Raw genomic sequence first — 24,719 nt, 5'->3', positions numbered from 1 at the left:
TCGGTGGTCAGAGGATGAGCGCTCACGCATCGCACCCATTCCGGCCCTGCAGGCCAACTTCCCCATCAAGGCAAAGGACCTATTGCGCTCTAACCCCTCCCCCTCTCACTCCGTCATCCCACGGGGAGCGCACAGCGCTCATCCGGGGGACCCCGTCCCGGACGGCTGGCGGATGGGTGAGGTCCCCCGGACAAGCCGGGGGATGACGGTGGATAAGTAGAAAGAGGGTTATGTCCCAGCCCTCGACGAGCTTGCCGCCATAGGGACAGGCATAATTAGCGACGCGCGCTAATTGTACCTGTCGCGGATTCCCGCGCCTAAATCTTCCGCCGGAACCGCGTCAGGCCCACCGCTGCCGCATCCGCATAGGCGTCGACCTTGCGCGTCGTGACCTGGGCGGCGGTGACGACGGCGGGTTCAAGGGCGATATCCAGGACCGTCCCGCACAGGGTTTCCTGGAGGTCGAACTGGCGGGTTTCCAGCGCCTTGATGCCGTGCAGGATATAGTCGTAATCGACCACGGTGCCGATATCATCCGAGCCGCACCATTCCTTGGACACCAGGGTGATGACGTCGATCAGGACGCGTTGTTTGACGCCGCGCTCATAATCGTGAATGCCGATCTCGACATCCAGCTTCACGCCTTCCAGCCGGTAGATGAAGACATCCTCGCCGGACGCGCTGGCGAGGGCGTTCTCGATCACATTGTCCAGTCTCATGAGGCATCGTCCTGCGGCGGGTTGGCGGCATACATGACGTCGCGATTGCGGGCGTCGAGATGCTGGCCACCATCAATGGTGATGGTCTCACCCGTCATCGAGGGCGTCGCAAGGATGAAGCGCACTGCGCGAATGATGTCCTCGGGTGTCGAACCGCCGCGCATCGGGTTCATCGTGTGGGCGCGGGCGAACTCGTCCTCGCTCTGACCGCCTGATGGCAGTGTGATGCCCGGCGCAATCGCATTGACGCGGACGGCGGGCGCGAAAGCCATGGCCATGGTCGTGGTCGCGCCCAGAAGCGCATGCTTGGACAGGGTATAGGCGAAGAAATCCGGATTGAGATTGAAGAGTTTCTGGTCGAGCAAATTGATCACACAGCCCGAAGCGCGCCCGCTGTGACCGGTCGCCATGGCCTTGGCCAGCAAGACCGGCGCGGCGGTATTGATGCGCCAGTGCGCTTCCAGCGATTGCGGACTGACGTCTTCGGGTCGATCCATCTCGAAAATGGAGGCGGAGTTGATCAACACATCGACGCGCCCCACATCAGCCATGAAGGCTTCGACGGCCTGCGTGTCAGACAGGTCGAACTGAACGGCGCGGGCCGAGCCTCCTGCCGCCATGATGTCAGCAGCAACGGCCTGTGCCCCGTCAGCCGAAGCATTGTAATGAACGATCACATGCCAGCCATCCTCGCCGAGGGCGCTGGCGATTTTGGCACCTAGGCGCTTGCCGCCGCCGGTTACGAGCGCAATCCTGTCCGACATGACTTCGCAAACTCCTCAATCCGGTGAGATAGATGACGCCTCCGCCGCGCCAGCGCAATCTCTGGCCGGTGCGAAACTCATCGCCGACTATGTCCGCAACCTGCCGCCCAAGCCGGGCGTCTACCGGATGTTCGGGGAGGATGGGGCGGTCCTGTATGTCGGCAAGGCCCGAAACCTGAAGAACCGGGTCTCCAACTATGCCAATGGGCGCGGCCATTCCAACCGCATCGCCCTGATGATCGGCCTGACCCGCAGAATGGAGTTCGTGGTCACCCAGACCGAGACCGAAGCCCTGCTGCTGGAAGCCAACCTCATCAAGTCGCTGAAGCCGCGCTTCAATATCCTGCTGCGCGACGACAAGAGCTTCCCCTATATCCTGATCCGCAAGGACCATCCCGCCGCCCAGCTGACCAAGCATCGCGGCGCGCGCAAGGCCAAGGGTGATTATTTCGGTCCCTTTGCCTCGGTCGGGGCGGTCAACCAGACCCTCAACACGCTGCAGAAAGCCTTCCTGGTCCGCACCTGCAGCGACAGCGTCTATGAGGGCCGCTCGCGCGCCTGCATGCTGCACCAGATCAAGCGTTGTGCCGGGCCCTGTGTCGATCTGATTGAACCCGCCGCCTATGACGAGCTGGTCGGCCAAGCCACCGACTTCCTGCGCGGCCGCTCGAACGCCCTGCGCCAGGACTTGCAGGCGCGCATGGCGCAAGCCTCCGAGGCGATGGACTTTGAAAGCGCCGCCAAGCTGCGTGACCGGATCCGTGCCATCGCCGCCGTCACCACCGACCAGGGCATCAATCCGGACGGGGTGGAGGAAGCCGATGTCGTCGCCGTCCACAGTGATGGCGGCAAGTCCTGCGTCCAGGTCTTCTTCTTCCGGGCCGGCCAGAACTGGGGCAACCAGTCCTTCTTCCCGCGCCATGACAGCGAGGCCGAGCCCGCCGAGGTGCTGGCTGCCTTCGTGGCGCAATTTTATGACGACAAGCCGGCGCCGGCGCTGATCCTGCTATCCCACGAGATCGAGGAAGCCGAGCTGCTGGGCGAAGCGCTGAGCCTGCGCACCGAACGCAAGGTCTCCCTGCACACGCCCCGTCGCGGCGAAAAGCGCAAGCTGGTCGATCGCACCCTGACCAATGCCCGCGAAGCCCTGGCCCGGCGGATGGCCGAAAGCGCCTCCCAGACCCAGCTATTGAAGGGCGTGCAGCGCGTCTTCGACCTGCCCGAGCTGCCCCAGCGTATCGAGGTCTATGACAACTCGCACATCCAGGGCACCAATGCGCTGGGCGCCATGATCGTGGCCGGACCGGAAGGCTTCGAGAAGAACCATTATCGCCGCTTCAACATGAAAGGCGATGACGCCGCCACCAATGACGATTTCGCGATGATGAAAGCGATGCTGAAACGGCGCTTCGCCCGCCTGCTGAAAGAGCGTGATGACGGCGCGCCGGTGCCGGATCTCGTCCTGATCGATGGCGGCAAGGGGCAATTATCCTCGGTCATGGAGATCGCCGAGGAGTTGGGCATCACGGCAGAGACCGGCATCACCATCGCCGCCATTGCCAAGGGACCGGAACGCGATGCCGGCCGGGAAGCCTTTTACCTGCCCGGAAAACCACCCTTCAAACTGCCGATGAAGGACCCGGTCCTCTACTATCTCCAGCGCCTGCGCGACGAGGCCCACCGCTTCGCCATTGGCGGCCACCGGGCCAAGCGCAAGAAGCAGATGACCGACAATCCGCTCGACGGGATCGACGGGATCGGTCCGTCACGAAAGAAGGCGCTGCTGGCCCATTTCGGATCCGCCAAGGCGGTGCGCAATGCGGCCCTGGCCGATCTGGAAGCGGTTGACGGCATCTCCAAAGCCATGGCCAAAAAGATCCATGACTGGTTCCAGAAGTGACGGACTGCCAACAATGACCTTTGCTGCCGCCCTCCTCCGCCTGATCCTGTGTGTACTCGGTCCGGTCGCAATCTGGTTTTCCTGGCGCTGGACCGGTTCCGCCGATGGGCCGGTCGCATTTGCCGGCTTCATCGAGGCCGCGCGGGCCTTGGCCGCCTTTGGCGCCGCAGCTTTTTTGATCGCCAGTGCAATTGCCGTCCTCCGGCTCGGCGGTGACACGTTGATCGCGCGCCTGGCCCGCGCCGCCCATGCCAGCGGATGGCTCATCCTGTTCGTGGTCATGATCGGCCCGAACGCTTATCTGATTGCCCCGCTATTGGGCATTGCCGCCACCGACATCCATGACCTGCTCCGCCCCAAGCCGCACGATGGCCTGTCGGCTCACGGCAAGCCGATGGCCGTGATCGGGCAAGTTCTGGCCCTCGCCGCCGGCGGCCTGCCCCTGCTCGCGGCACTGTTGGACTGGACCGGCAGCGAGATCGCCCTGACGGTCTGGATCGCCCTTCTGTGGCTCGCGGCGGCCTTCAAACTCCATCGCTTCCTGCCGCGCCGATTGACCGATTGAGTCTTTCCGCGCCCGGCGAGACTTGTATTATCCACCGGTTGCATCGGGGGAGTGTCGCGTCGTGTTCAAGAATTTCATCCAACTCGCCTTCACGGTCGCCATCGGCGCGATCTGGGTCTATCTGGCCGGCGCCACCGCACCGGAGGGGACCTGCGAAGCGGCCCGCAACGGTCTGCAATGCATGGTCCTGGAAGTCAGCGCTGTGCCCAAGCTGATCACCATGCTGGGCATTTACGCGCTGGCCGTCCTCTTTTTCGTCATCACCGCCCTGCGTCAGAACCGCAAAGTCGGGCACAGCAAAAAGGGACGCATCCGGCGCTATCGCCATGCCGAGGAATACCTGGTCGAGAAGGGCAAGCTCTCGCACGAGGCGCTGATCGAGTATCACCGCGAATACAAGTGGGAAGCCTATTCCGGTATCGCCCTGTCGGCGGCCATGGTCGTCGCCGCCCTCGTCATCCAGGGCGATGCCACCGGCGTCGCCCCCTTCGCCGAGGCCGAACTGGCATTGTGGAATGCCGGCATACTGGCGATTGCCGGCGCCATGATGGCTGCGGCCGAGATCGTGCACACCAACACACTCTCACCCATGGTGCCGATCCGGACCCGGCTGAAAGTGGTCGGACGCTCGATCGTGGTGGCCGGGATCGGGGTCAGCCTGGCGGTATCCTCGGTCTTCGCCTTCATCGGCCTGGCCGCCCCCTTCATCGCTGTTCTGGGGACGCTGCTCTTCTTTTTCCTCGGGCTGTGGCTGCAATCGGCCCGCTCCATTCCGCGCGACGAAATGCTAGAGCAGTTCCAGCTTGATGAGGATGAATGGAATGAACTCGTCAAACGGGTCGATACCGGCAAGCGGAGTGACTGACGACGCCCTCGCCGGGGTCAAGGCCTTTCTGTTCGACCTCGACGGCACGGTGACGCAGGACGGCCGCGTCCCGGCCTCCAGCCTCGCGGCAATGGAGTTGCTGCAGGCGGCCGGCATTCTCACCCTGGCTGTCACCGGGCGCCCGGCCGGCTGGTGCGACCTGATCGCGCGCTGGTGGCCGGTCGATGCGGTGATCGGCGAGAATGGCGCCTTCTGCTTTGCCCGCCGGGGCGATGGACGGATTACCCGCGACTGGTTCTGCGAGACCTCGGATGACGGCCGCGCCCGTCTCACCGCCATCGCCGACGATACACTCTCGCTGGCGCCGAACCTGGCCCATGCCGCCGACAATGCCTGGCGCGCCTGCGATATCGCGGTCGATTTCGCCGAAGATGTCGACGGTCCGACGCTGGACGATGCCGAACGCGTCCGGGCCCGTTTCGCGGAAGCCGGCGCGATCGCCAAGACCAGCTCGATCCACGTCAATGCCTGGTTTGGCGACCACGACAAGAAAACCACGGCCTGCCAGGTTCTCGCCACGCGATTCGGTATCGCCGAACCCGATCAGGCAGCCCAGATCGCCTATATTGGCGATGCACCGAATGACGAACCGATGTTCGCCGCCTTTCCGTTGAGCTTCGGCGTCGCCGGCGTGCGTCGCTTCCTGCCGGTCATGACCGCGCATCCGGCCGAGATCGCCAAGGGTGATGAAGCCGCCGGCTTTGCCGAGATCGCCAACCGCCTGCTCGCCGCACGAAAGATCCGACCGGCATGATGACCTGGCCCAACCTGCTCACCGCCAGCCGCATTGCCCTGGTGCCCTTCCTGTTTCTGGCGTTGTCCATGGACAGCACGACCGGACTGGTCTTCGCACTGGCACTCGCGATCACGGCCGAGGTCACCGACATGCTGGACGGCTGGGTCGCCCGCCGCTTCAACCAGCAATCGGATTTCGGCGCCCAGTTCGACCCGTTGGCCGACAGCCTGTACCGGATCGGCGCCTTCACGGCACTGGCAGCCGGCGGGCTGATCCCGGTGTGGACGATCATCGTCTTCGCCTGGCGCGATGTGCTGGTCAGCTATGCCCGCCTGATGATGCAGTCAAAAGGCCGCGCCGTCGGTGCCCGCCTGTCCGGCAAGTTGAAAGCGATCGTCCAGGGCGTTGCCATCATCGCCCTGCTCGCCGTGCCGCTGGTGCCGGCATCCCTGGTCGACCCGGCACTCGTGGCCAGCCTCGCCCAAGCCAGTTTCTGGTTGGCGGTCGCGGTGACAGTCTGGTCCTGTGTGGACTACCTGCTTGCGGGCTTGCGAGCCGGGCCCGACAAGGCTTGAATGCGGCATGTCATTACCGCCACAAGCGCTTGAAATTCTTCACCATCGGTCCCTGAACTCGCCGCGCGCCTTTGACCGCGGCCTGACACTGGCCGGACGGCTGCCGGAAGCCCGCCACGCCCATGAGGCCGATATCTGCTGGGTCGCCGATGGCGAGGGGCCGCCCCTGCTCTACACCCGCCATCCCGCGATGATGCTCGACCGGCTCGGCCGACGCGCGATCGCGGATGGCTGTGCCAACGGCACACTCTGGCGGCTCGAAGACGCGCTGGCGGCGGCGCGCGGCCATGGCGTGGTACTGGAAATGAAGATCGGCATCGGCGACCGCGAGGCGGCGCTGGCCGAACTGGTCCGCCTGGCAGACTTGCACGACGCACCGGTACTGATCGACGCCTTCTCGCTCGACCTGCTGGACATCGTGCGCGGGCTGGCGCCGGCAGCGCGGCTGAGTGTGCACACCGGCCGTTACGCCGCTGATCGCACCACGATTACCGCGCCTGGCTGGCCGCCGGTTCATAATGTCGCCAGCGCCCGCCTGCCGGTCAATGTGATCTCGCTGCGCCTCTATGGCGGCTGGCATCGCATGTGGCCGCAGATCGAGGCCGTGCAGGCGGCTGGCCTGACGCCGCACATGTCGCGTCTTTTGACACCGGAGGAGCTGGTCGAGGGCGCCCGCGCGCCCCTCGCCGCCATCTATGCCGATCCGGAACCTTATGAAGCCGGGCTCGACGTCCTACGCGCCGCCTGCGCCGAACGGCTTCAGCCGGCTGCGGCCTCCGACAAAGCACCTTGAGCCGACTTGCACTGCGGTTCATGATCACGGCTCGCAATTTGGCAGGACCAGATGGCCCAGACGCAAGGCGATGACGCGCACATTCTCGTCGTCGATGATGATGACCGTATCCGCAACCTGCTCAAACGCTTCCTGCAGGAGCGCGGCTATCGCGTGTCGACGGCGCCGAATGCCGACAAAGCCCTGTCGACCCTGAACTCCCTGGCCTTCGACCTGCTGGTGCTCGACGTGATGATGCCTGGCATGAACGGGTTCGAGTTGACCGAGGCGGTCCGCAAGCGCGGCGAGACGCCGATCCTCCTGCTGACCGCGCGCGGCGATGCCGAAGACCGGATCAAGGGCCTGTCCCTGGGCGCCGACGATTATCTGCCCAAGCCTTTCGAGCCGGAAGAACTGGTGCTGCGCATCAATGCCATCCTGCGCCGCGCCAAGCCGGCCCAGGCCGCCATCCAGCGTGTCAGTTTCGGCGATTGGAGTTTCGACATTGCCCGCGAGAGCCTGACCCAGAACGGCAGCCCGGTACGCCTGACCGGGGGTGAATCGGCGCTTCTGGGCGCGCTGGCGGCCTCGGCCGGCCAGACCGTCTCCCGTCTCACCCTGTCGGAACGCACGGGCGGCGGCGAACGCGCCGTCGATGTCCAGGTCACACGCCTGCGCCGCAAGCTGGAGACCGACCCGAAGGAACCGATGCACCTGCAGACCGTGCGCGGTGAAGGTTATCGCCTGCTCGCCGATCCGGTTTTCGAGGACTGATCCGGCGTGTCGGTTCTCAAACGCTTCCTGCCCAAGGGCCTGTTCTGGCGGACGCTGCTGATCATCGTCCTGCCGGTCGGGCTGATGCAGGTCGCCGTTGCGTGGTCCTTCTTCGAGGAACACTGGGAGACCGTCACCAGTCGCCTGTCCGAGGGCGTGGCCGGCGAGATTGCCATGGCAACCCGGCTCTATGAGGAGGAAGGCGGCGAAACCCCGGCCTTCCAGCGCCATATCGAGACCGCGCTGGGCACGACACGCCTGTCGATCGATTTCCGGCCCGGCGACACCTTGCCGACCTCGCGCCGCTCCTCCTTCTTCCGCACGCTCGACATCACCCTGCGCGAGGCCTTGTCGCAACAGCTCGACAATACGGTCTGGTTCGATACCACCCGCTATCCCAGCTATGTCGATGTCCGCGTCCAGGTCGAGGGCGGCGTGTTGCGCTTCATCACCCCGCGCGACCGGGTGTTTGCCACGACCGGCCATATCTTCCTGTTGTGGATCATCGGCGCGACCACCTTGCTGACCGCCGTCTCGGTCGTCTTCATCCGCAACCAGGTCAAACCGATCCGCCGCCTCGCCGATGCCGCCGAGCAATTCGGTCGCGGCCAGGATGTCGCCCATTTCCGCCCCGCCGGCGCCACCGAAGTGCGCCAGGCTGCTCATGCCTTCCTGGAAATGCGGGCAAGGATCAAACGCCATCTCGAACAACGCACCGCCCTCCTCGCCGGGGTCAGCCATGACCTGCGAACGCCGCTGACGCGCCTGAAACTCCAGCTCGCCCTGATGCCGCAGACCGGAGAGACCGCCGATGCCCGCCGCGATCTCGACGAGATGGAAGCCATGCTGGACGAATATCTCGACTTTGCCCGCGGCGAGGCCAATGAGGACACCCAGCGCGTCGATCTGGTCGCCCTGACCCGTGACGCCGTGGAAGATGCCCGTCGTCATGGTGGTGAGGTCCGTTTCGACGATGCCGGTGAGCTTGATGCCGAGATCCGTCCCGGTGCCGTCCGCCGTGCCCTCGCCAACCTGATCGGCAATGCACAAAGTTTCGGCGACCAGGTCGAGGTCGCTGTCACCCGGGCCGGATCACGGGTCGAAATCCGGGTCGAGGACGACGGCCCCGGCATTCCGGAAGACCAGTATGACGAGGCCCTGAAGCCCTTCAATCGCCTTGATGAAAGCCGCAACCAGAACCGCAAGGGCGTCGGCCTCGGCCTCGCCCTCGCCCGCGACGTCGCCCGCAATCACGGCGGCGACATCAAGCTGGGCCGGTCAGAGCTGGGTGGTCTGCGAGCGGTGATCAGCTTGCCGCAGTAACGGGGATGCAGTGCCGCAGCCGGCACGGCGCTTCCTCGCTTCCATCCCCCTACATTTTTCCCGGAGGCGCGCAGCGCCAGCCGGGAAAAATGTAGGGGGATGGAGGGGAATGGCTGACAGGTCCTCGCCCAGACGCGGGAAAGACCTAGCGCTTGCCGGGCTCTTGGCCCATCTGCCTTGACCGGCGCTCGGCGGCGGCGACGGCCTGTCGGACCAGTTCGGGCAGTCCGCCGCCAGCGCCCATCAGGACATCGACAGCGGCTTGGGTGGTGCCACCCGGAGACGTCACGGCACGGCGTAACTCTTGGGGAGTTTTGCCGGATTTGGCGAGCAGGGCCCCGGCACCGATGATGGTTTCGCGGGCCAGCTTGTCGGCGAGGTCGCGCGGCAGGCCTTCAGCGAAGGCGGCACCGGCCAGGGCTTCTGCGAGCAGGAAAACATAGGCCGGGCCGGAACCTGAGACGGCGGTCACGGCGCCGATCATGCGCTCGTCGCCGACCCATTCGACCGTACCGGCGACCTTGAGCAGGCGGGTCACGGTCTTTTCCAGCGCTTCGCCGGCATCATTGGCGACGCAGACAGTGACGCCGGCCCCGACCGCGGCAGCGGTGTTGGGCATGGCCCGGACCATCGGTCGCTCACCGAGGGCCATGACCATGCGATTGATGGTGACGCCGGCCATGATCGAGATCACCCCGGCATTGTCGGGCAACAGGTCGGCAATCGTGGCCGAGACCTGTTCAAACATTTGCGGTTTGACCGCAAATACAACGAGGTCGAGCGCCGCCGCGGCGTCGGCGGTCAACTCGGGCAGGAGGGTGACACCGGACTTGTCGGCCAGGTCCTGGACGACATCGCCGGGTGCCGGATCGATGACGACGAGTTCGTCAGCAGCCACAGTGCCGCGTTTGGTCCGCAGCCAGCCAGCCGCCAGGGCGCCGCCCATATTGCCGCCGCCAATGAGTGCAATCCGAAAATTTTGTGCCATGGGAGGTGTCAGGCCTCGCCCGCAGTTTCAAACATCGCCGCCGCCGCCGCTTCTTCCACACCCTTGCCACCCCAGACCAGGAAGTGGAAAGCCGGATAGAAGCGCTCGCCGGCTTCACGCGCGGCCGAGATCATGGCCGCTGCCTGGGACGGGGACACAGCCTCGCCATTGGGCAGGGACAGGGCGTGGCGATAGACGATCGAACCGTCCTCGGCCCAGATGTCGAAATGGCCGAGCCAGAGCTTCTCGTTGAGCCGGGCGACCAGCTCGCAGACATCGCGGAAACGATTGGCCGGAACTTTCAGGTCCAGGCTGCCGCAAATGTGCAACGCCTCGAGATCGGGGCGCCACGCAAACCAGATCTGGTGATCACGCCAAGCGCCTGTGGCGGTCAGGTGGATTTCACCATTCTCGTCACGGTCGTAAGGATATTGCTCGGCGATGACCGCCTGTTCGACCGCATCAAGCGGATCGGTCACAGTCGGTGAAAACTCGTCTGACAGCAGGTCCATCGAAGTGGCTCCATCGTCTGCGCGGCGACTCACACCGTCCGGTGACGGTATGTCTGCGCCGCGTCAGGCGCAATAAAAAGCGCGTTGTGCGCGTGATTTCAGGATCAGGCCTTGGTCGTCTTGGCCTTGCTCGCCGGCGCTTTGGCCCGGCTTGTGGTTTTCGGCTTGGCGACCGCGGCTTCCAGCGCCTCGAGACGGCGGGTCAGCGCGGCGACCTCGTCCTGCGAGGCGTCGAGCGCTGCCTTGACGGCATCGAATTCCTCGCGCGTGACCAGGTCCATCTCGGCGACCATGCGGTCGGCCCGGGCGCGAAACACCGAACGCGCCTCTTCGCCCATCGCCTGCGCCGCGCCGAAGGCGTCGGTCATGAGATCAGCAAAATCATTCAGAAGCGGGTTGCGCGTTTGCATCAAAGAAAGCCATTAGTGGGTTCAACATCGCCTATATGCGGCTCCAGCCAGAAAAGCGCAACGCGCCGTTCCGTCACAGCTGCACCTCGCCGAAGAATGAGCCGAATACATCATGGAATACTGCCCGCCAAGCTTTGACCTGATCGACCCCATCCTGTTCACGATCGGTCCGTTCGACCTGTTCGGCATGGATTTCCGCTTCGACCTGCGCTGGTACGCCCTCGCCTATATCGCCGGATTGATGCTGGGCTGGCGCTATATGGTCGCCCTGGCCCGCCGCCCGGCGCTTTGGTCGCCGTCGGGCACCAAGAAGCCGAAAGCGCCCTTCACCGAGCCGCAGGTCGACGATCTCCTGCTGTGGGCGACGCTGGGTGTGATCGGCGGCGGACGGCTGGGCTTCGTGCTCTTCTACATGCCCGACATGATCTGGACCCGGCCGCAAGACATCATCCTGGGCATTACTGATGGCGGCATGTCCTTCCATGGCGGACTGATCGGCGTGTCGCTGGCGTTGTGGTGGTTTGCCCGCGGCCAGAAGCTGGACCTGATGCGGATCGGCGATGCCGCCGCCGTGGCGACCCCGATCGGCCTGTTGTTTGGCCGGCTGGCCAATTTCATCAATGGCGAGCTGTGGGGCCGCCCGACCGATGTCCCATGGGCGATGCGCTTTGCTGGCGATCCGGAATGCGCCCTGCGCCATCCCAGCCAGCTCTATGAGGCCGCGCTTGAAGGCCTGGCCCTCTTTGCCATCATCAATATCGCGACCTGGAAATTCCGCTCACTGGAGAAACCCGGCCTCAATACCGGCCTCTTCCTGCTGTTCTACGGCCTGTTCCGGACCTCGCTGGAGCAGGTGCGCGAACCGGACCTCTACATGCCGGAAGCGCTGCGCGGCTATATCACCATGGGCATGATCCTGTCGGTCCCGATGATCATCGCGGGTGCCTGGCTGATCCACCGTGCCCTGAAGACGGATGCGCCTGCCAAACCATGATTGCCGACACGCTTCGCGACCGGATCCGGACCGGCGGGCCGATCTCGATCGCCGCCTTCATGACCGAGGCCCTGTTCGATCCGCGCCACGGATTTTACGCCACCAAGGACCCAATCGGCGCCGGTGCCGATTTCATCACGGCCCCGGAAATCAGCCAGATGTTCGGTGAGCTGGTCGGTCTCGTGGCCGCCCAGACCTGGCTCGACATGGGCCGGCCGGGGGCCGTCAAGCTGATCGAGATGGGGCCGGGGCGCGGCACGATGATGAGCGACGCCCTGCGCGCGGCCCGGACCGTACCCGGCTTCATGGATGCTGCCGAGATCGTGCTGATCGAAGCCAGCGCTGCACTCAAGGCCGTGCAGGCCCAGACCCTGGGTCCCAGTGGTGCCCAGATCCGCTGGGTCGATCGGCTGGAGGCTGTCGCGCCAGGTCCATCTATCATTCTGGGCAATGAGTTTCTCGACTGCCTGCCGGTGCGCCAGGCCGTCCGCCATCAGGGACAATGGCATGAGCGCCTGGTCGGGCTGGACCCACAGGACGAGACCGGCGAAGCCTTCGCCTTCGTGCTCGGGCCGCCGCTGGCCGGCGACAGCGACCTCATTCCGGCACGCCTGCGCGACGCCGACGACGGTGCCCTGGTCGAGCTGCGTCCGGGTGACCGCCAGGTCATCGACCAGCTCGCCGCCCGCTTCGCCGACCAGCCGGGCCGGGCCCTCTTCATCGATTACGGGCCGGCGCAAAGTGAGATCGGTGACACGCTGCAAGCGATCCGCGCTCATAAGAAACAACCGCCGCTCGAGGCACCGGGCACGGCCGACCTGACGGCGCGCGTCGACTTTGAATCCCTAATCATGGCAGGCAAGTCCGCCGGTCTGACGTGTTACGGCCCGGAACCGCAGGGCGCTTGGCTGACAGGCCTCGGCCTGGAGGCGCGGGCGGCCGCGCTGAGCCAGTCTCAACCCGGCAAGCGTTCGGAAATCGCCCGACAAATCTGGCGCTTGACCGACAAGGAACAGATGGGCGAGCTGTTCAAACTGGTCTGTATCGACAGTGCCGATTTACCACCGCCACCGGGATTCTCCGCAGGCTGATCATTTCAGCTTCAATCCCCGGCGTGCCTCTGTTAAGCAGCCCGCGGTTTCTTGAGACTCGGGGGTCGAAACAATGAAGCTGATGTCAGGCACTGCCAATCCGGAGCTGTCGCGGTCCATTGCGGACTATCTGGACGCTCCGTTGACAGCGACCGAGATCGAACGTTTCGCCGATGGCGAGATCTTTGTGCGGATCGACGAGAATGTGCGCGGTGAGGATGTCTTCATCCTGCAATCGACCTCCTCGCCGGCCAATGACCATCTGATGGAATTGTTGATCTGCATTGATGCCCTGGTCCGCGCCAGCGCCCGCCGGATCACCGCCGTCATCCCCTATTTCGGCTATGCCCGACAGGATCGCAAAACCGGCGGCCGGACCCCGATCTCGGCCAAGCTGGTGGCCAATCTGATCGCCAAGGCCGGCGCCGACCGGGTTCTCACGGTCGACCTGCATGCCGGCCAGATCCAGGGCTTCTTCGACATTCCGACCGATAATCTCTTCGCCACCAAGGTGATGGAAGACGACATCCGCCGGAACTACCAGACCGACAATCTGCTGATCGTCTCGCCGGATGTCGGCGGCGTGGTGCGGGCCCGCGCCCTGGCCAAGCTGCTCGATGCCGAGATCGCCATCGTCGACAAACGTCGCCCGAAAGCCGGTGTGGCTGAGGTCATGAACATCATCGGTGAAGTCGAAGGCCGTCGCTGCATCCTTTTTGACGATATGTGCGACAGTGGCGGCACGCTGGTGAATGCGGCTGACGCCTTGCTGGAAAAGGGTGCTGTCGAGGTCTCCGCCTATGTCACCCACGGCGTGCTCTCGAATGACGCCCAGGGCCGCATCGCCAAGTCGAAACTGCGCGAGCTGGTGGTCACCGATTCGATCGTGCCGCCGCCGGGCTCGACCGAGACACCGAAAGTGCGCCGCCTCTCCGTCGCGCCGCTGCTCGGCGAAGCCGTCCGCCGCATCGCCAATGACGAGTCGGTGTCGAAACTGTTCGACTAGGTTGAGCAACGGACGACATGTGGCCAATCGCTGCGACTTCCCGTGCAGCGCTGTTGCGTGGGGCGAATGGATCGGCTATAGCCCGCCGCTCGAAATAACACTGTAGGCATGACGCCTGGATAGATCGCCGCCCGCCGGGGCTGAACCGGCTGGAGGCGGCGTTTGCATTTAAGGATCTGGACCGATGAGCTCCAACATCGTTCTCACCGTTGACGTTCGTGAAGGCACTGGCAAGGGCGCGGCTCGCGCTGCCCGCCGTGAAGACCTGGTCCCGGGCGTCGTTTATGGCGGCAAGCTCGGCCCGGTGTCGGTGAACCTGCGCGGCAATGAAATCCGCAAGGCCCTGCTGGGCGGTCACTTCCTGTCGAACATGATCGAACTCGATCACGAAGGTAAGCGCCAGACTGTCATCGCCCGGGACATCCAGTTCCACCCGGTGTCCGACAAGGCCATGCATATCGACCTGTTCCGCGTCGACGAAGACACCAAGATCAATGTCGATGTGCCGGTCCACTTCATCAATGAAGACGCCTGCCCGGCCCTGAAGCGCGGCGGCGTGCTGAACATCGTGCGTCACGACGTTGAGCTGCTCTGCCCGGCCGGCTCGATCCCGGAAGCGGTCGAAGCGGACCTGACCGGCCTCGACATTGGTGATTCGATCCACATCTCGGCGGTCACCCTGCCGAAGGGCGTCAAGCCGACCATCGCCGACCGTGACTTCACCATCGCGACCCTGCAGGGTTCGCGCGCCGTCCTGACCGACGCCGAAGAAGAGACGGACGAGGCTCCGGCCGAACCGGAAGCCATCAAGCAGAAGGGCGACGAGGAATAATCCTCACCGCTTTTCAGCACTGGAAATGCAATCAGCGAAGCCACACCATGGCTTCGCTGATTTCGTATCTGGCACTTGTTTTGGGAAAGCCCGCGCGATGAAAATCCTGGCCGGTCTCGGCAATTATGAAGCGAAATACCTGCGCAACCGCCACAATGTCGGCTTCATGGCGCTCGACATCATCGCCCAGGCCTGGAGCGCCGGCCCCTGGCGCAAACGCTTTCAAGGCCTGGCGAGCGAGCTGACCATCGGGTCCAACAAGCTGCTCCTTTTGAAGCCGACCACCTTCTACAACAATGCTGGCCATTCGGTCGGCGCCGCGGCGGCCTTCTACCGGGTCAAGCCGGAGGACATCATCGTCTTTCATGACGAGCTCGACCTGGCACCGGGCAAGTTCCGCATGAAAATGGGCGGCGGCGCTGCCGGCAATAATGGCATCAAGTCGATCACCAGCCAGCTCGGCCCCGACTTCCGCCGCGCCCGCATCGGCATCGGTCATCCCGGCGACCGCAATCGCGTTACCGGCTACGTCCTGTCCGACTTCGCCAAGGCCGAGGAAGACTGGCTGATCGACCTGCTGGATGCGGTCGCCGGCAGCCTCGATCTGCTCGCGGCCGATGATTACGACGCCTTCCAGACGAAAGTGACGCACAAGGCGCCGGCGCCGGACGTGGTGAAGCGCGGGCCGGACGCGGATTAAGGCGACCCCACTGACTCCATAGTCGACCCCGCGCTGCATTCTTCTTATAAGGCGCGCTCGAACCAGTGAGGATATTTCGCCATGGGATTCAAATGCGGCATTGTCGGGCTTCCGAACGTCGGCAAGTCGACCCTGTTCAACGCCCTGACCCAGACGGCAGCGGCGCAGGCGGCGAATTATCCCTTCTGCACGATCGAGCCGAATGTCGGTGATGTCGCCGTGCCCGAACCGCGCCTGGCCAAGCTGGCCGAGATCGCCGGCTCGAAGGAAATCCTGCCGGCACGGATGAATTTCGTCGACATTGCCGGCTTGGTCGAAGGCGCATCGAAGGGCGAAGGCCTGGGCAATCAGTTTCTGGCCACCATCCGCGAGACCGACGCCATCGCCTATGTGCTGCGCTGTTTCGACGATGACGACATCACCCATGTGAACAACAAGATCGACCCGCTCGCCGACCTCGAAACCGTCGAGACCGAGCTGATGCTGGCCGATCTGGAGAGCCTGGAAAAGCGCAAGTCCGGCCTCGAGAAGAAGGCCAAGTCCGGCGACAAGGAAGCCAAGGCCGCCCTCGTCCTGATCGACATCGCCCTGGCCCAGCTCAATGATGGCAAGCCGGCCCGTTTTGCCGACGTGCCCAAGGATGACCGCAAGGCCTGGCGCGGCCTGCAGCTTCTGACCACCAAGCCGGTCCTCTTCATCGCCAATGTCGATGAGGGCAGCGCCGGCACCGGCAATGCCTATTCCGAGATCGTGCTCAACCGCGCCAAGGAAGAAGGCGCCGAAGCAGTCGTCATCTCGGCCAAGATCGAAAGCGAGCTGGCGCTGCTGGAAAACGAGGAGCGCGACGAATACATGGAAGCGATCGGCCTGACCGAGCCCGGCCTCGATCGCCTGATCCACACCGGCTATTCGCTCTTGGGCCTGCAGACCTATTTCACCGCCGGCCCGAAAGAGGCCCGCGCCTGGACGATCCGCGAAGGCTGGACCGCGCCGCAAGCCGCCGGCGTCATCCATGGTGATTTCGAAAAAGGTTTCATCCGCGCCGAAACCATCGCCTTTGACGATTATGTCGCCTGCGGCGGTGAAGGTCCGGCCAAGGAAGCCGGCAAGATGCGCGCTGAAGGCAAGGACTATATCGTCAAGGATGGCGACGTGCTGCACTTCCGCTTCAACGTTTAAGACAGGACAGGTCCGCGCCACCTGCGCCAACCCGCCACATTGCGACGACCGGCCACGCATCCTACATCGCGGCCATGTCATCACCGAACCACGTCCGCGTCACCGAAGCCCGTCTCGCTGCCCGCTCCGAAGCAGCGGCGATGGGGGTTACCGCTGAGCTGATCTCCGATCTCGTCGAAACATTTTACGGCCATATCCGCAGCGACGAGATGCTGGGGCCGGTCTTCGCCGGCGCCATTCCCGGTGACTGGGGTCCGCACCTGGCGACGATGAAGTCCTTCTGGTCGGCGATCATGTTTCACGATGGTGGTTATGCTGGGCGCCCCATGCCCGCACATGTGAAGCTGAAAGCGCAGATCTCACCGGACCATTTCGACCGCTGGCTCGGCCTGTTTGGACAGACGCTGGACGAGATCGGCGCCACGCCCGCTGCCAAAGCGGCTTTCGAAGAGCGTGCCAACCGCATTGCCGCCAGCTTCCAGGCCCATCTTTTCTACGATCCATACGAAAACAGCTGATACCGCATTCGCCTGTGGGGTTGCACTTCGCGCGCTGAAGTCGCATTTGAAAACTCCGGCATGGGCCCATGCCGCATTCCCGGAGCAGGTCATGAAACAGCCACAGCAGGCGACCGGCACAGCCATGCCGATTTCGCTCACGGAACTCGTTGCATTGCTTGTCGCCATGACCGCCGTCGTGGCTCTGGCAATCGACATGATGTTGCCGGCATTGGACGACATTGCCGGGGATCTCGGGGTTGCCAACGAAAATGACCAGCAATTCGTCATCGCGGTCTACCTGACCGGATTCGGCGCCGCGCAATTGCTCTATGGCCCGTTATCGGACCGTTTCGGGCGCAAGATCGTCATCCAGTGCGCCCTTGCCTTCTTCATCGCAACCAGCCTCGTCTGCACCCTGACACCGACCTTCGAGATGCTGCTGGTCGCCCGTTTCTTCCAGGGCGCCGCGGCGGCCGCCTGCCGCGTCATCGCCACCGCAATTGCCCGCGACCTGACATCGGGGCGACGCATGGCCGAGGTCATGTCGATGGTGATGACCGCCTTCATGGCCGTGCCGGTGCTGGCGCCGATCTTCGGCCAATTGATCCTGACCGTGGCACCTTGGCGCTGGATCTTTGCCTTCCTGGTCCTGTTCGGCCTCGGCCTGATGGCGTGGCTGCAATTGCGTCTGCCGGAAACCCTGCACCCGGAATTCCGCGTCCCGCTGCGGGTGAAACCATTGATGGCGGCCTTCCGCGAGACCGTGAAACACCGGCTGATGCTGGGCTATACCCTTGCCGGCGCGCCCTTCTTCGGCGGCCTGTATGGATTCCTGGGCAGTTCACAGCAGATCTTCGTCGGCCATTTCGGCCTGTCCGACGACGCCTTCCCCTTTGCCTTTGCGGCCATTGCCGGCGGTATCGGCGTATCGAGTTATGCCAATTCGCGCCTGGTCATGCGACTGGGCCAGCGCCGCCTGTCACACGGCGCGCTGATCGCCTTCACCGCGATCTCGGCAGTACACGCAGTGATACTGTCCAGCGGCGTCGACAATTTCGTGCTCTTCCTCGTCCTGCTCGCCGCCGCCATGGCCTTCCTCGGCCTGATCGCCGCCAATTTCTCGGCCCTGGCGCTGGAACCGGTCGGCCATATCGCCGGCACCGCTTCGGCGGTCTATGGCTTCGTGACCGGAGTGATCGGGGCGGCCATCGGCTCCTATGTGGGCCAACTCTATGACGGCACCGCGACGCCGCTGATCGTCAGCCAGGCCCTGATGGCAGCCACAGCACTGGCGATCGTATTCTGGACCGAACGCGGCAAGCTGTTTCAGACCGGCGAGGATTAGCCCGGGGGAATCTTTCCACCAAACAGGATCGGCCAGGAACATGCCGACTGGCCCGTTTGTCCAATCCATCCCATCATGGCGGACACGCACCGCGCCTGAGGGGACATGCCTTGCCGTACGAGACCATTACCTACGCCGTCGAAGACCAGGTCGCGACGATCACGCTGAACCGGCCGCACCGGCTCAACGCCTTCACCTATGAGATGGGCGATGAGATCATCGCGGCGCTCGACGAGGCCGATCGCGATGACAATGTCCGCGCTATCATTTTCACCGGCGAGAAGCCGGCCTTTTGCGCCGGAGCAGACCTGTCGACCGGAGCCGAAACCTTCAACATGGTCGCGCAAGCGCGTGAGAGCGGAGAGTTCGACGAGAGCGATCCGAAATGGCGTGACAAGGGCGGCCTGCTCAATCTGCGCATCTGGAACACGCTGAAACCGGTGATCGGCGCCATCAATGGCGCCGCGGTCGGGATCGGCGCGACGATGATCCTGCCAATGGATATCCGCCTCGCCTCCATGGAGGCCAAATTCGCCTATCCCTTCGCCAAGCGCGGCATTGTCTGGGATGGGTGTGCCAGCTGGTTCCTGCCGCGCGTCGTCGGCATTTCCACGGCGATGGATTGGGGGCTGACGGGGCGGACCTTCTCGGCGGCGGAGGCGTTTGAGTCCGGCCTGGTGGCGCGGGTCGTCCCGGCCGATGACCTGATGGCCGAAGCGCGCGAGCGAGCCCGCCTGATCGCCGAACGCTGCGCCCCGGTCTCGGTCGCGATGATGCGACGCATGGCCTGGCGCATGCAGGGCGCGGCCCATCCGATGGAAGCGCACCGTGTGGAAAGCCTCGGCATCCTGCACGCCGGCATGGGGCCGGACGCCAAGGAGGGCGTGATGTCCTTCCTGGAAAAACGCGCACCGGATTTCCCGATGAAAGTCTCCAGTGACTTGCCACCCTGGCATCCCTGGTGGGACGCCGCCGAAGACGAGTACTGAGCGCCGGATTGACTTGTCCGGTCGGACCCGGTCTCGTGATCCCCGCGAGTTCGGGGATATCATGCGCCAGACATCAAAACCGGGTCCCGGCTATTATCTGTCCTTCCTGCTCATCGGGCCGCTGACCTATCTGGCGCATGAGCTGGGTCACTGGGCCGGTGGCGAAGCGGTCGGCGTCGATATGTGGATGACGCTGAACAAGGCCGGCGCCGTCGACGACAGCATGCCGGGCCGGCTCGAGGCGATTATCATCGCGGCATCCGGACCGGTCGTGACCCTCGTTATTGCGGTCATCGCCTGGCAGCTGGCGACAACACGACGGTCGTTCATTGCCTATGGCGTGCTCTATTTCCAGTTGATGTTCCGGCTCGTGGCCGGTGGCATCACCTTGGCCGGCAATCACCCCAATGACGAGGCTGCGGTCGGCGTCATGCTGGGCATTGGAGCCTACCCGCTGACCATCGCCATGAGCCTCCTCCTTCTCGCCCTGACCTGGGACACCGCCCGACGGCTAAGACCGGGCCTCCTGGCCAATTTCGCCGGCTATGCACTCAGCAGCCTGGTCATCACCGTTTTTGTCTTTGCGGACAGCTTGATGCGCGGCGCCGACATCCGTCTGCTATGACGGGGCGGGCGGCCACCTGCCCCTCTCGAACAACAATCTGTGCAAGCCATAGTCCAAGTGGTAGCCTTCCGACCAAATACGGGAGGTTGCAATGGCTGAACACGTCCTTCTGATCCATGGCTGGAGTGCCAGCGACAAGTCGATGGCCAAGGTCGGCGAGCTCCTCGCCGCGCATGGATACCAGACCCAGGACGTCTATCTGGGTGGCTATCCCTCCATGGATGATGATGTCCGCATCGAGGACTCCGGGCGCCGCCTGAACGCGATTGTCACCGAGATGCAGGCCGCCGGCACGCTGCCAGACAAGTTCCACCTTGTCGTGCACTCGACCGGGGCGCTGGTGGCGCGCTGGTGGATGGCCGAATATTATCCGCGCGGCGGCGCGCCGGTCGCCAATTTCCTGATGCTCGCCCCGGCCAATTTCGGCTCGCCGCTGGCGACCATTGGCAAGTCCATGCTGGGCCGCCTGACCAAGGGGTTTTCCAGCGGTTTCCAGACCGGCACGCATTTCCTGAATGCGCTCGAACTGGCCTCCAAATTCCAGGAAGATCTCGCCCTGCGCGACCGCCTCAGTGACGACGGATCAACCGACAGCCCGTTCTCGGAAGACGGCACCCGCCCCTTTGTCATCGTCGGTGCTGACCCGATATTCGGGACCGCCATACTGGGCGAAAAGGCGTGGGACGGGACGGTCCGCATCGCGACTGCCAATATCGATCCGCGCGGCGTCACGGTAGACTTCACCAAGGGCTCGATCCTGGAGCCGGAATTTCGCGCCTGGACCCGCCGCGGCCCCGAGGACACGCCTTTCGCCGTCATTCCCGACCGCAGCCATTTGAGCATTCTCAAGCCCGCGCCGAAAGACAGCGCGTCCAAGGACCCGGTTGTGTCACAGCGGCTGGAAAAGCTGATCCTGCAGGCGCTGTCCACGAAGACCGCCGCCGACTATCGCGCAGTTGCCGCGGACTGGACCGATATCTGCCTGGAAACCCGCCAGCTGGCCCAGGAGGGGCCGGAGGCCGACGCCCTGCGCGAACGCGTACTGGGCAAGGCCGGCGCAGATGCCAGCCGCTTCCGCGAATTCTACCAAATCGTGGTCGAAGCGGTCGATCACACCGGCCTGCCCGTCGATGATTTCACGCTCTGGCTGACGGCCCCGAAGGCGGTCAAGGAGACCCAGTTCAAGGCCGGCACCACGGTCACCAAGGTCGAGATTGACGCCCAGCTCTCACTGATCCAGGACGAGCACACCAATACCCGCAACAAAAACCGCCTGTCCCTGCACATTGATCGCCGCGAACTACTGGCCAATTTCCTGCGCGACCGGATACCCCGTGGTTATGAAGCCTCACTGGCGGCGGGCATCACGGCGGCCTCGCCGGGCAAGCGGATCGGATATTTCGATGTTGACGGCAAGGAGCATAGCGCCCTCATCCGCCTGCGCGCGCTCGATCCGGGCGACGAGGAAAAGGGCAAGCGCTTCCTGCGCCGCTACACGACGCATTTCCTGCGCGTGATCCTGCCGCGCGTCGCCAGCGACGACGTCTTCACGGTGCGCAAGCTCGGCTAGCGAAGCGCCTGCGAGAACAGTTCACCCTCGGCGATCTTGACCGCATCTCCTCCCAGCATGAGGTCGGTCAACTTGCCGTTTTCATGCTTGAGCCGGAGACGGATCAGGCTGGGCCGCCCCATCTCGACACCCTGATAAATGTCAACGCCATGCTCGCCCTCACCGAGACCGCCCTGCTGGCTGATCAGACCAGCAAAGGCCGCGGCCGCACCGCCCGTGGCGGGATCCTCGGCGATGCCCAGATGCGGGCCGAACATGCGGACGCGCCAATCGGTGGTGTGTTCGGTCAAGGTCGCCTTGGCGACCACGAGAGCACAGACCGGATCATCGCCGCCGAACACGTCTTCAAACGCAGACAGGTCGAGCTTGATCGCCGAGAGCCGGGCCGGATCGCGAACCGGAATGACGGCAAAGGGCACACCGGCTGACCAGATGCCGCCGGTGATCGGCGTGTCGAGCAGATCGCCCGTCTGCAGCCCCAGCGTTGACGCGATGGCGGCATAGTCCGGCAGCTCACCAACCTGTTCAGGAAGCTTGGGCGCGAAAAAGCGGGCCGAGCCATGGCGCGGGCCATTGACGCGGCCATCGGCTGTGACATCGCCCACCGTCTCTTCCAGCACGAAGCGCTTGCGCGTGCCCTCGGCTGCGCCGCTGGCCAGGGTCAGCGCGACCGTGGCACCGATGGTGGGGTGACCGGCGAAGGGCAATTCCTCGCGCGGGGTGAAAATGCGCAAGCCGTAATCGGCGTCGCGGCCCCTCGGCTCGGTGATGAAGACCGTTTCCGACAGGTTGAACTCGCCCGCGATCGCCTGCATGGCGACATCGTCCAGATCATCGGCCCCGAACACCACGGCGAGTGGATTGCCGGCCAGCGCCTGGTCAGTGAAAACGTCGAAGATCGCATAGCGATGGGTCACGGGATTGTCCTTACGTCTTCAGCCGATAGCCGGTTTTGAACATGCGCCAGACGATGACAACACACAGCGCGAAAAAGCCGGCGATAGCGGCCAGGGAGATGCTGATATCAACATCCGACACGCCGTAAAAACTCCAGCGGAAGCCGGAGATCAGATAGACGACCGGATTGAACAGGGTGACCGTCTGCCAGAAGGGCGGCAGGACGGAAATCGAATAGAAACTGCCGCCCAGGAAAGTCAGCGGCGTCACGATCAGCATCGGCACGATGTTGAGCTGTTCGAAATTGTCGGCCCAGATGCCGATGATGAAGCCGAACAGGGAGAAGGTCACCGAGGTCATGACCAGGAAGGCGATCATGGCCAGCGGGTGCTGGATTTCCATCGGCACAAAGAAGGCCGCCGTGACCATGACCAGCGCGCCGAGGATCAATGATTTGGTCGCCGCCGCGCCGACAAAGCCGATCACGATCTCCAACGCCGAGATCGGCGCCGAAAGCAGTTCATAGACCGTGCCGTTGAATTTCGGAAAATAGATGCCGATGGCCGCGTTCGAGACCGACTGCATCAGGATCATCATCATCACCAGGCCGGGCACGATGAAGGCGCCATAGCCCACCCCGTCGATCGATTCCATGCGCGAGCCGATGGCCGCTCCGAAAACGACAAAATAAAGCGAGGTTGAAATGACCGGGGCGAGGACGGACTGCATCAGCGTGCGACCGGTGCGGGCCATTTCCGCCTTGTAGATGGTGACTGCGCCGCGCCAGTTCATGATGCACCTCCCACGAGGTCGACAAAGATTTCTTCCAGCGAACTTTGCCGGGTTTCCAGATCACGTACCGAGACCCCGGCCGCATTGAGATTGGCCAGCAATGTGGTGATGCCGGTGCGGTCGGCCCGTGTGTCGTAATCGAAATGCAGGGCATCGCCGCTGTCGGACAGGGTCAGCCCCTCGACCGCGAGCGCTTCGGGCACCGCGTCGAGCCGCTCGGAAAGTTGCAGGGTGAGCTGTTTTCGGCCGAGCTTGGCCATCAGCGTGGCCGTCTCCTCGACCAGCACGATCTCGCCCTGGCGGATCACACCAACCCGGTCAGCCATTTCCTCGGCCTCCTGGATATAGTGCGTGGTCAGGATGATGGTCTTGCCGCGCTGGCGCAGTTTTTCGACCACTTGCCACATGCCCTGGCGCAGTTCGACATCGACACCGGCGGTCGGCTCGTCGAGGAAGAGAATGTCGGGATCATGCGACAACGCCTTGGCGATCATCACCCGGCGCTTCATGCCGCCCGACAGGGTGCGCAATTGCTCATTCCGCTTGTCCCACAAGGAGAGATCCCTGAGCACTTTCTCGACCCAGGCCGGATCGGACGGCTTGCCGAACAGGCCGCGGGCATAGGCCACCGCGTCAGCGACCTTGGTGAACATGTCGATCGACATTTCCTGCGGCACCAGGCCGATGCGCGAACGGGTCAGGCGGTAATCGCCGTCAATGTCATGTCCGAAAACCGCGACCTTGCCGGTTGTGGCCTTCACCAGCCCGCAGACAATGCCGATCAGCGTCGTCTTGCCGGCACCATTCGGGCCCAACAGGGCAAAGATTTCGCCCTTTTTGATGTCCAGATCGACCGATTTGAGTGCGGTAAAACCGCCGGCATAGGTCTTGGACACGCCCTTGATTGTCAGGACTGCCGGCTCGGCGGCGCCTGACGGCGTTTCATGCGTCATGGAGTTCCAGCCTCTTACGAGTGTCAGGCACGCTGCCCCGCGCGAAGCGCCAAAGGTGGGTATTTGTGCGCGAAATTCAACCCGTGCTCGAGGTGCTTGGGTGCGATGGAACCATCACCAAGGTCTCCAACGCCCCCTTTGTCATCCCTGGTGGACGCCCGGCGCAGGCCGGGCGAAAGTCAGGGACCTACCTGATTGCAGGCATATAGGTCCCTGTGTTTTGCGATGATGTAGGATGGTTGCGCGAAGGAGGCCGTTAGGTCCCTGGCTGCCTTGGCAAGCCGTGAGCGGGTTTGGCCCCTTCGCGCGTACCCAGCGTTTA

Annotated in this window: 27 protein-coding genes; 19 read left to right on the top strand and 8 right to left on the bottom strand. The window is 63.9% G+C overall.

Features of this window, described 5'->3' with window-relative positions:
* Positions 1–317: 317 nt before the first annotated feature.
* Together AWH62_RS04165 and AWH62_RS04160 are read right to left on the bottom strand one after the other, a co-directional pair.
* The gene (locus tag AWH62_RS04165) at positions 318–719 is read right to left on the bottom strand and encodes a dihydroneopterin aldolase (protein ID WP_083634992.1); all 402 of its coding nucleotides are present in this window, start codon (positions 717–719) and stop codon (positions 318–320) included.
* Positions 716–1,483, bottom strand: coding sequence for an SDR family oxidoreductase (locus AWH62_RS04160; protein ID WP_075189234.1), 768 nt, complete (start codon positions 1,481–1,483; stop codon positions 716–718). Before AWH62_RS04160 ends, AWH62_RS04165 begins: the two co-directional genes overlap by 4 nt.
* On the opposite strand from AWH62_RS04160, the gene uvrC reads away from it, so the two are divergent.
* From uvrC to AWH62_RS04120, 8 genes are all read left to right on the top strand, one after another.
* Positions 1,482–3,383: an excinuclease ABC subunit UvrC gene (gene uvrC, locus AWH62_RS04155; protein WP_075189233.1), complete on the top strand. Its 1,902-nt coding sequence runs from the start codon at positions 1,482–1,484 to the stop codon at positions 3,381–3,383. The genes AWH62_RS04160 and uvrC overlap by 2 nt on opposite strands.
* 13 nt (positions 3,384–3,396) lie before the next feature.
* Complete coding sequence (locus AWH62_RS04150; protein ID WP_075189232.1) at positions 3,397–3,948, top strand: hypothetical protein; 552 nt, start codon at positions 3,397–3,399, stop codon at positions 3,946–3,948.
* A 61-nt stretch (positions 3,949–4,009) separates the two neighbouring features.
* Complete coding sequence (locus AWH62_RS04145; protein WP_075189231.1) at positions 4,010–4,813, top strand: hypothetical protein; 804 nt, start codon at positions 4,010–4,012, stop codon at positions 4,811–4,813.
* A complete protein-coding gene (locus tag AWH62_RS04140; protein WP_158025555.1) occupies positions 4,806–5,588 on the top strand; it encodes an HAD-IIB family hydrolase in 783 nt (260 codons plus the stop codon). The genes AWH62_RS04145 and AWH62_RS04140 overlap by 8 nt, the downstream gene beginning before the upstream one ends.
* Positions 5,585–6,145: a CDP-diacylglycerol--glycerol-3-phosphate 3-phosphatidyltransferase gene (pgsA, locus tag AWH62_RS04135; protein ID WP_075189229.1), complete on the top strand. Its 561-nt coding sequence runs from the start codon at positions 5,585–5,587 to the stop codon at positions 6,143–6,145. Before AWH62_RS04140 ends, pgsA begins: the two co-directional genes overlap by 4 nt.
* Positions 6,146–6,152: 7 nt before the next feature.
* A complete protein-coding gene (locus AWH62_RS04130; RefSeq protein ID WP_075189228.1) occupies positions 6,153–6,938 on the top strand; it encodes a hypothetical protein in 786 nt (261 codons plus the stop codon).
* A 51-nt stretch (positions 6,939–6,989) separates the two neighbouring features.
* Positions 6,990–7,691: a response regulator gene (locus AWH62_RS04125; RefSeq protein WP_075189227.1), complete on the top strand. Its 702-nt coding sequence runs from the start codon at positions 6,990–6,992 to the stop codon at positions 7,689–7,691.
* 6 nt (positions 7,692–7,697) lie between these two features.
* A complete protein-coding gene (locus AWH62_RS04120; protein ID WP_075189226.1) occupies positions 7,698–9,014 on the top strand; it encodes an ATP-binding protein in 1,317 nt (438 codons plus the stop codon).
* Between the two features lie 145 nt (positions 9,015–9,159).
* Here the strand turns inward: AWH62_RS04120 and proC are convergent, their stop codons facing one another.
* From proC to AWH62_RS04105, 3 genes are all read right to left on the bottom strand, one after another.
* Entirely contained in the window at positions 9,160–10,002 is an 843-nt protein-coding gene (gene proC, locus AWH62_RS04115) for a pyrroline-5-carboxylate reductase (protein ID WP_075189225.1), read from the bottom strand.
* 8 nt (positions 10,003–10,010) lie between these two features.
* Positions 10,011–10,514: a YbjN domain-containing protein gene (locus tag AWH62_RS04110; RefSeq protein WP_075189224.1), complete on the bottom strand. Its 504-nt coding sequence runs from the start codon at positions 10,512–10,514 to the stop codon at positions 10,011–10,013.
* Positions 10,515–10,618: 104 nt separating this feature from the next.
* A complete protein-coding gene (locus AWH62_RS04105; protein ID WP_075189223.1) occupies positions 10,619–10,924 on the bottom strand; it encodes an accessory factor UbiK family protein in 306 nt (101 codons plus the stop codon).
* Positions 10,925–11,036: 112 nt separating this feature from the next.
* Here AWH62_RS04105 and lgt point away from each other — a divergent pair, with 112 nt between their 5' ends.
* The 11 genes from lgt (at position 11,037) to AWH62_RS04050 (ending at position 21,755) form a co-directional block, all read left to right on the top strand.
* On the top strand, positions 11,037–11,918 hold the full coding sequence (gene lgt, locus AWH62_RS04100) for a prolipoprotein diacylglyceryl transferase (protein WP_075189222.1): 882 nt from the start codon (positions 11,037–11,039) through the stop codon (positions 11,916–11,918).
* Positions 11,915–13,009, top strand: a complete 1,095-nt coding sequence (locus tag AWH62_RS04095; protein WP_075189221.1) for a class I SAM-dependent methyltransferase — start codon at positions 11,915–11,917, stop codon at positions 13,007–13,009. Before lgt ends, AWH62_RS04095 begins: the two co-directional genes overlap by 4 nt.
* Before the next feature lie 73 nt (positions 13,010–13,082).
* On the top strand, positions 13,083–14,015 hold the full coding sequence (locus AWH62_RS04090; RefSeq protein ID WP_075189220.1) for a ribose-phosphate pyrophosphokinase: 933 nt from the start codon (positions 13,083–13,085) through the stop codon (positions 14,013–14,015).
* Positions 14,016–14,199: 184 nt separating this feature from the next.
* Positions 14,200–14,847: a 50S ribosomal protein L25/general stress protein Ctc gene (locus AWH62_RS04085; RefSeq protein ID WP_075189219.1), complete on the top strand. Its 648-nt coding sequence runs from the start codon at positions 14,200–14,202 to the stop codon at positions 14,845–14,847.
* A gap of 97 nt (positions 14,848–14,944) precedes the next feature.
* Positions 14,945–15,547 (top strand): aminoacyl-tRNA hydrolase, encoded by a 603-nt coding sequence (pth, locus tag AWH62_RS04080; RefSeq protein WP_075189218.1) that lies wholly within the window; start codon positions 14,945–14,947, stop codon positions 15,545–15,547.
* Positions 15,548–15,628: 81 nt separating this feature from the next.
* Positions 15,629–16,726 (top strand): redox-regulated ATPase YchF, encoded by a 1,098-nt coding sequence (gene ychF, locus AWH62_RS04075; RefSeq protein ID WP_075189217.1) that lies wholly within the window; start codon positions 15,629–15,631, stop codon positions 16,724–16,726.
* A gap of 74 nt (positions 16,727–16,800) precedes the next feature.
* Positions 16,801–17,244 (top strand): group III truncated hemoglobin, encoded by a 444-nt coding sequence (locus tag AWH62_RS04070; protein ID WP_075189216.1) that lies wholly within the window; start codon positions 16,801–16,803, stop codon positions 17,242–17,244.
* Between the two features lie 91 nt (positions 17,245–17,335).
* On the top strand, positions 17,336–18,571 hold the full coding sequence (locus AWH62_RS04065; protein WP_075189215.1) for a multidrug effflux MFS transporter: 1,236 nt from the start codon (positions 17,336–17,338) through the stop codon (positions 18,569–18,571).
* 110 nt (positions 18,572–18,681) lie between these two features.
* Complete coding sequence (locus AWH62_RS04060; protein ID WP_075189214.1) at positions 18,682–19,560, top strand: crotonase/enoyl-CoA hydratase family protein; 879 nt, start codon at positions 18,682–18,684, stop codon at positions 19,558–19,560.
* Between the two features lie 61 nt (positions 19,561–19,621).
* Positions 19,622–20,185 (top strand): hypothetical protein, encoded by a 564-nt coding sequence (locus AWH62_RS04055; RefSeq protein WP_075189213.1) that lies wholly within the window; start codon positions 19,622–19,624, stop codon positions 20,183–20,185.
* Positions 20,186–20,276: 91 nt separating this feature from the next.
* Entirely contained in the window at positions 20,277–21,755 is a 1,479-nt protein-coding gene (locus AWH62_RS04050; protein WP_075189212.1) for a triacylglycerol lipase, read from the top strand.
* On the opposite strand, the gene AWH62_RS04045 is transcribed toward AWH62_RS04050, so the two are convergent.
* From AWH62_RS04045 to AWH62_RS04035, 3 genes are read right to left on the bottom strand one after another with little or no spacing between them, the layout of a single operon-like run.
* On the bottom strand, positions 21,752–22,672 hold the full coding sequence (locus AWH62_RS04045; protein ID WP_075189211.1) for a PhzF family phenazine biosynthesis protein: 921 nt from the start codon (positions 22,670–22,672) through the stop codon (positions 21,752–21,754). The genes AWH62_RS04050 and AWH62_RS04045 overlap by 4 nt on opposite strands.
* A gap of 10 nt (positions 22,673–22,682) precedes the next feature.
* Positions 22,683–23,444 (bottom strand): ABC transporter permease, encoded by a 762-nt coding sequence (locus AWH62_RS04040; RefSeq protein WP_075189210.1) that lies wholly within the window; start codon positions 23,442–23,444, stop codon positions 22,683–22,685.
* Complete coding sequence (locus tag AWH62_RS04035; RefSeq protein ID WP_075189209.1) at positions 23,441–24,397, bottom strand: ABC transporter ATP-binding protein; 957 nt, start codon at positions 24,395–24,397, stop codon at positions 23,441–23,443. Before AWH62_RS04035 ends, AWH62_RS04040 begins: the two co-directional genes overlap by 4 nt.
* Between the last annotated feature and the right edge of the window lie 322 nt (positions 24,398–24,719).

Origin of the sequence: Maricaulis sp. W15 (assembly GCF_001924955.1) — a bacterium.
In the GTDB taxonomy this organism is placed as follows: Bacteria; Pseudomonadota; Alphaproteobacteria; order Caulobacterales; family Maricaulaceae; genus Maricaulis; species Maricaulis maris.
This window is presented reverse-complemented; position numbering and strand designations above follow the sequence as displayed.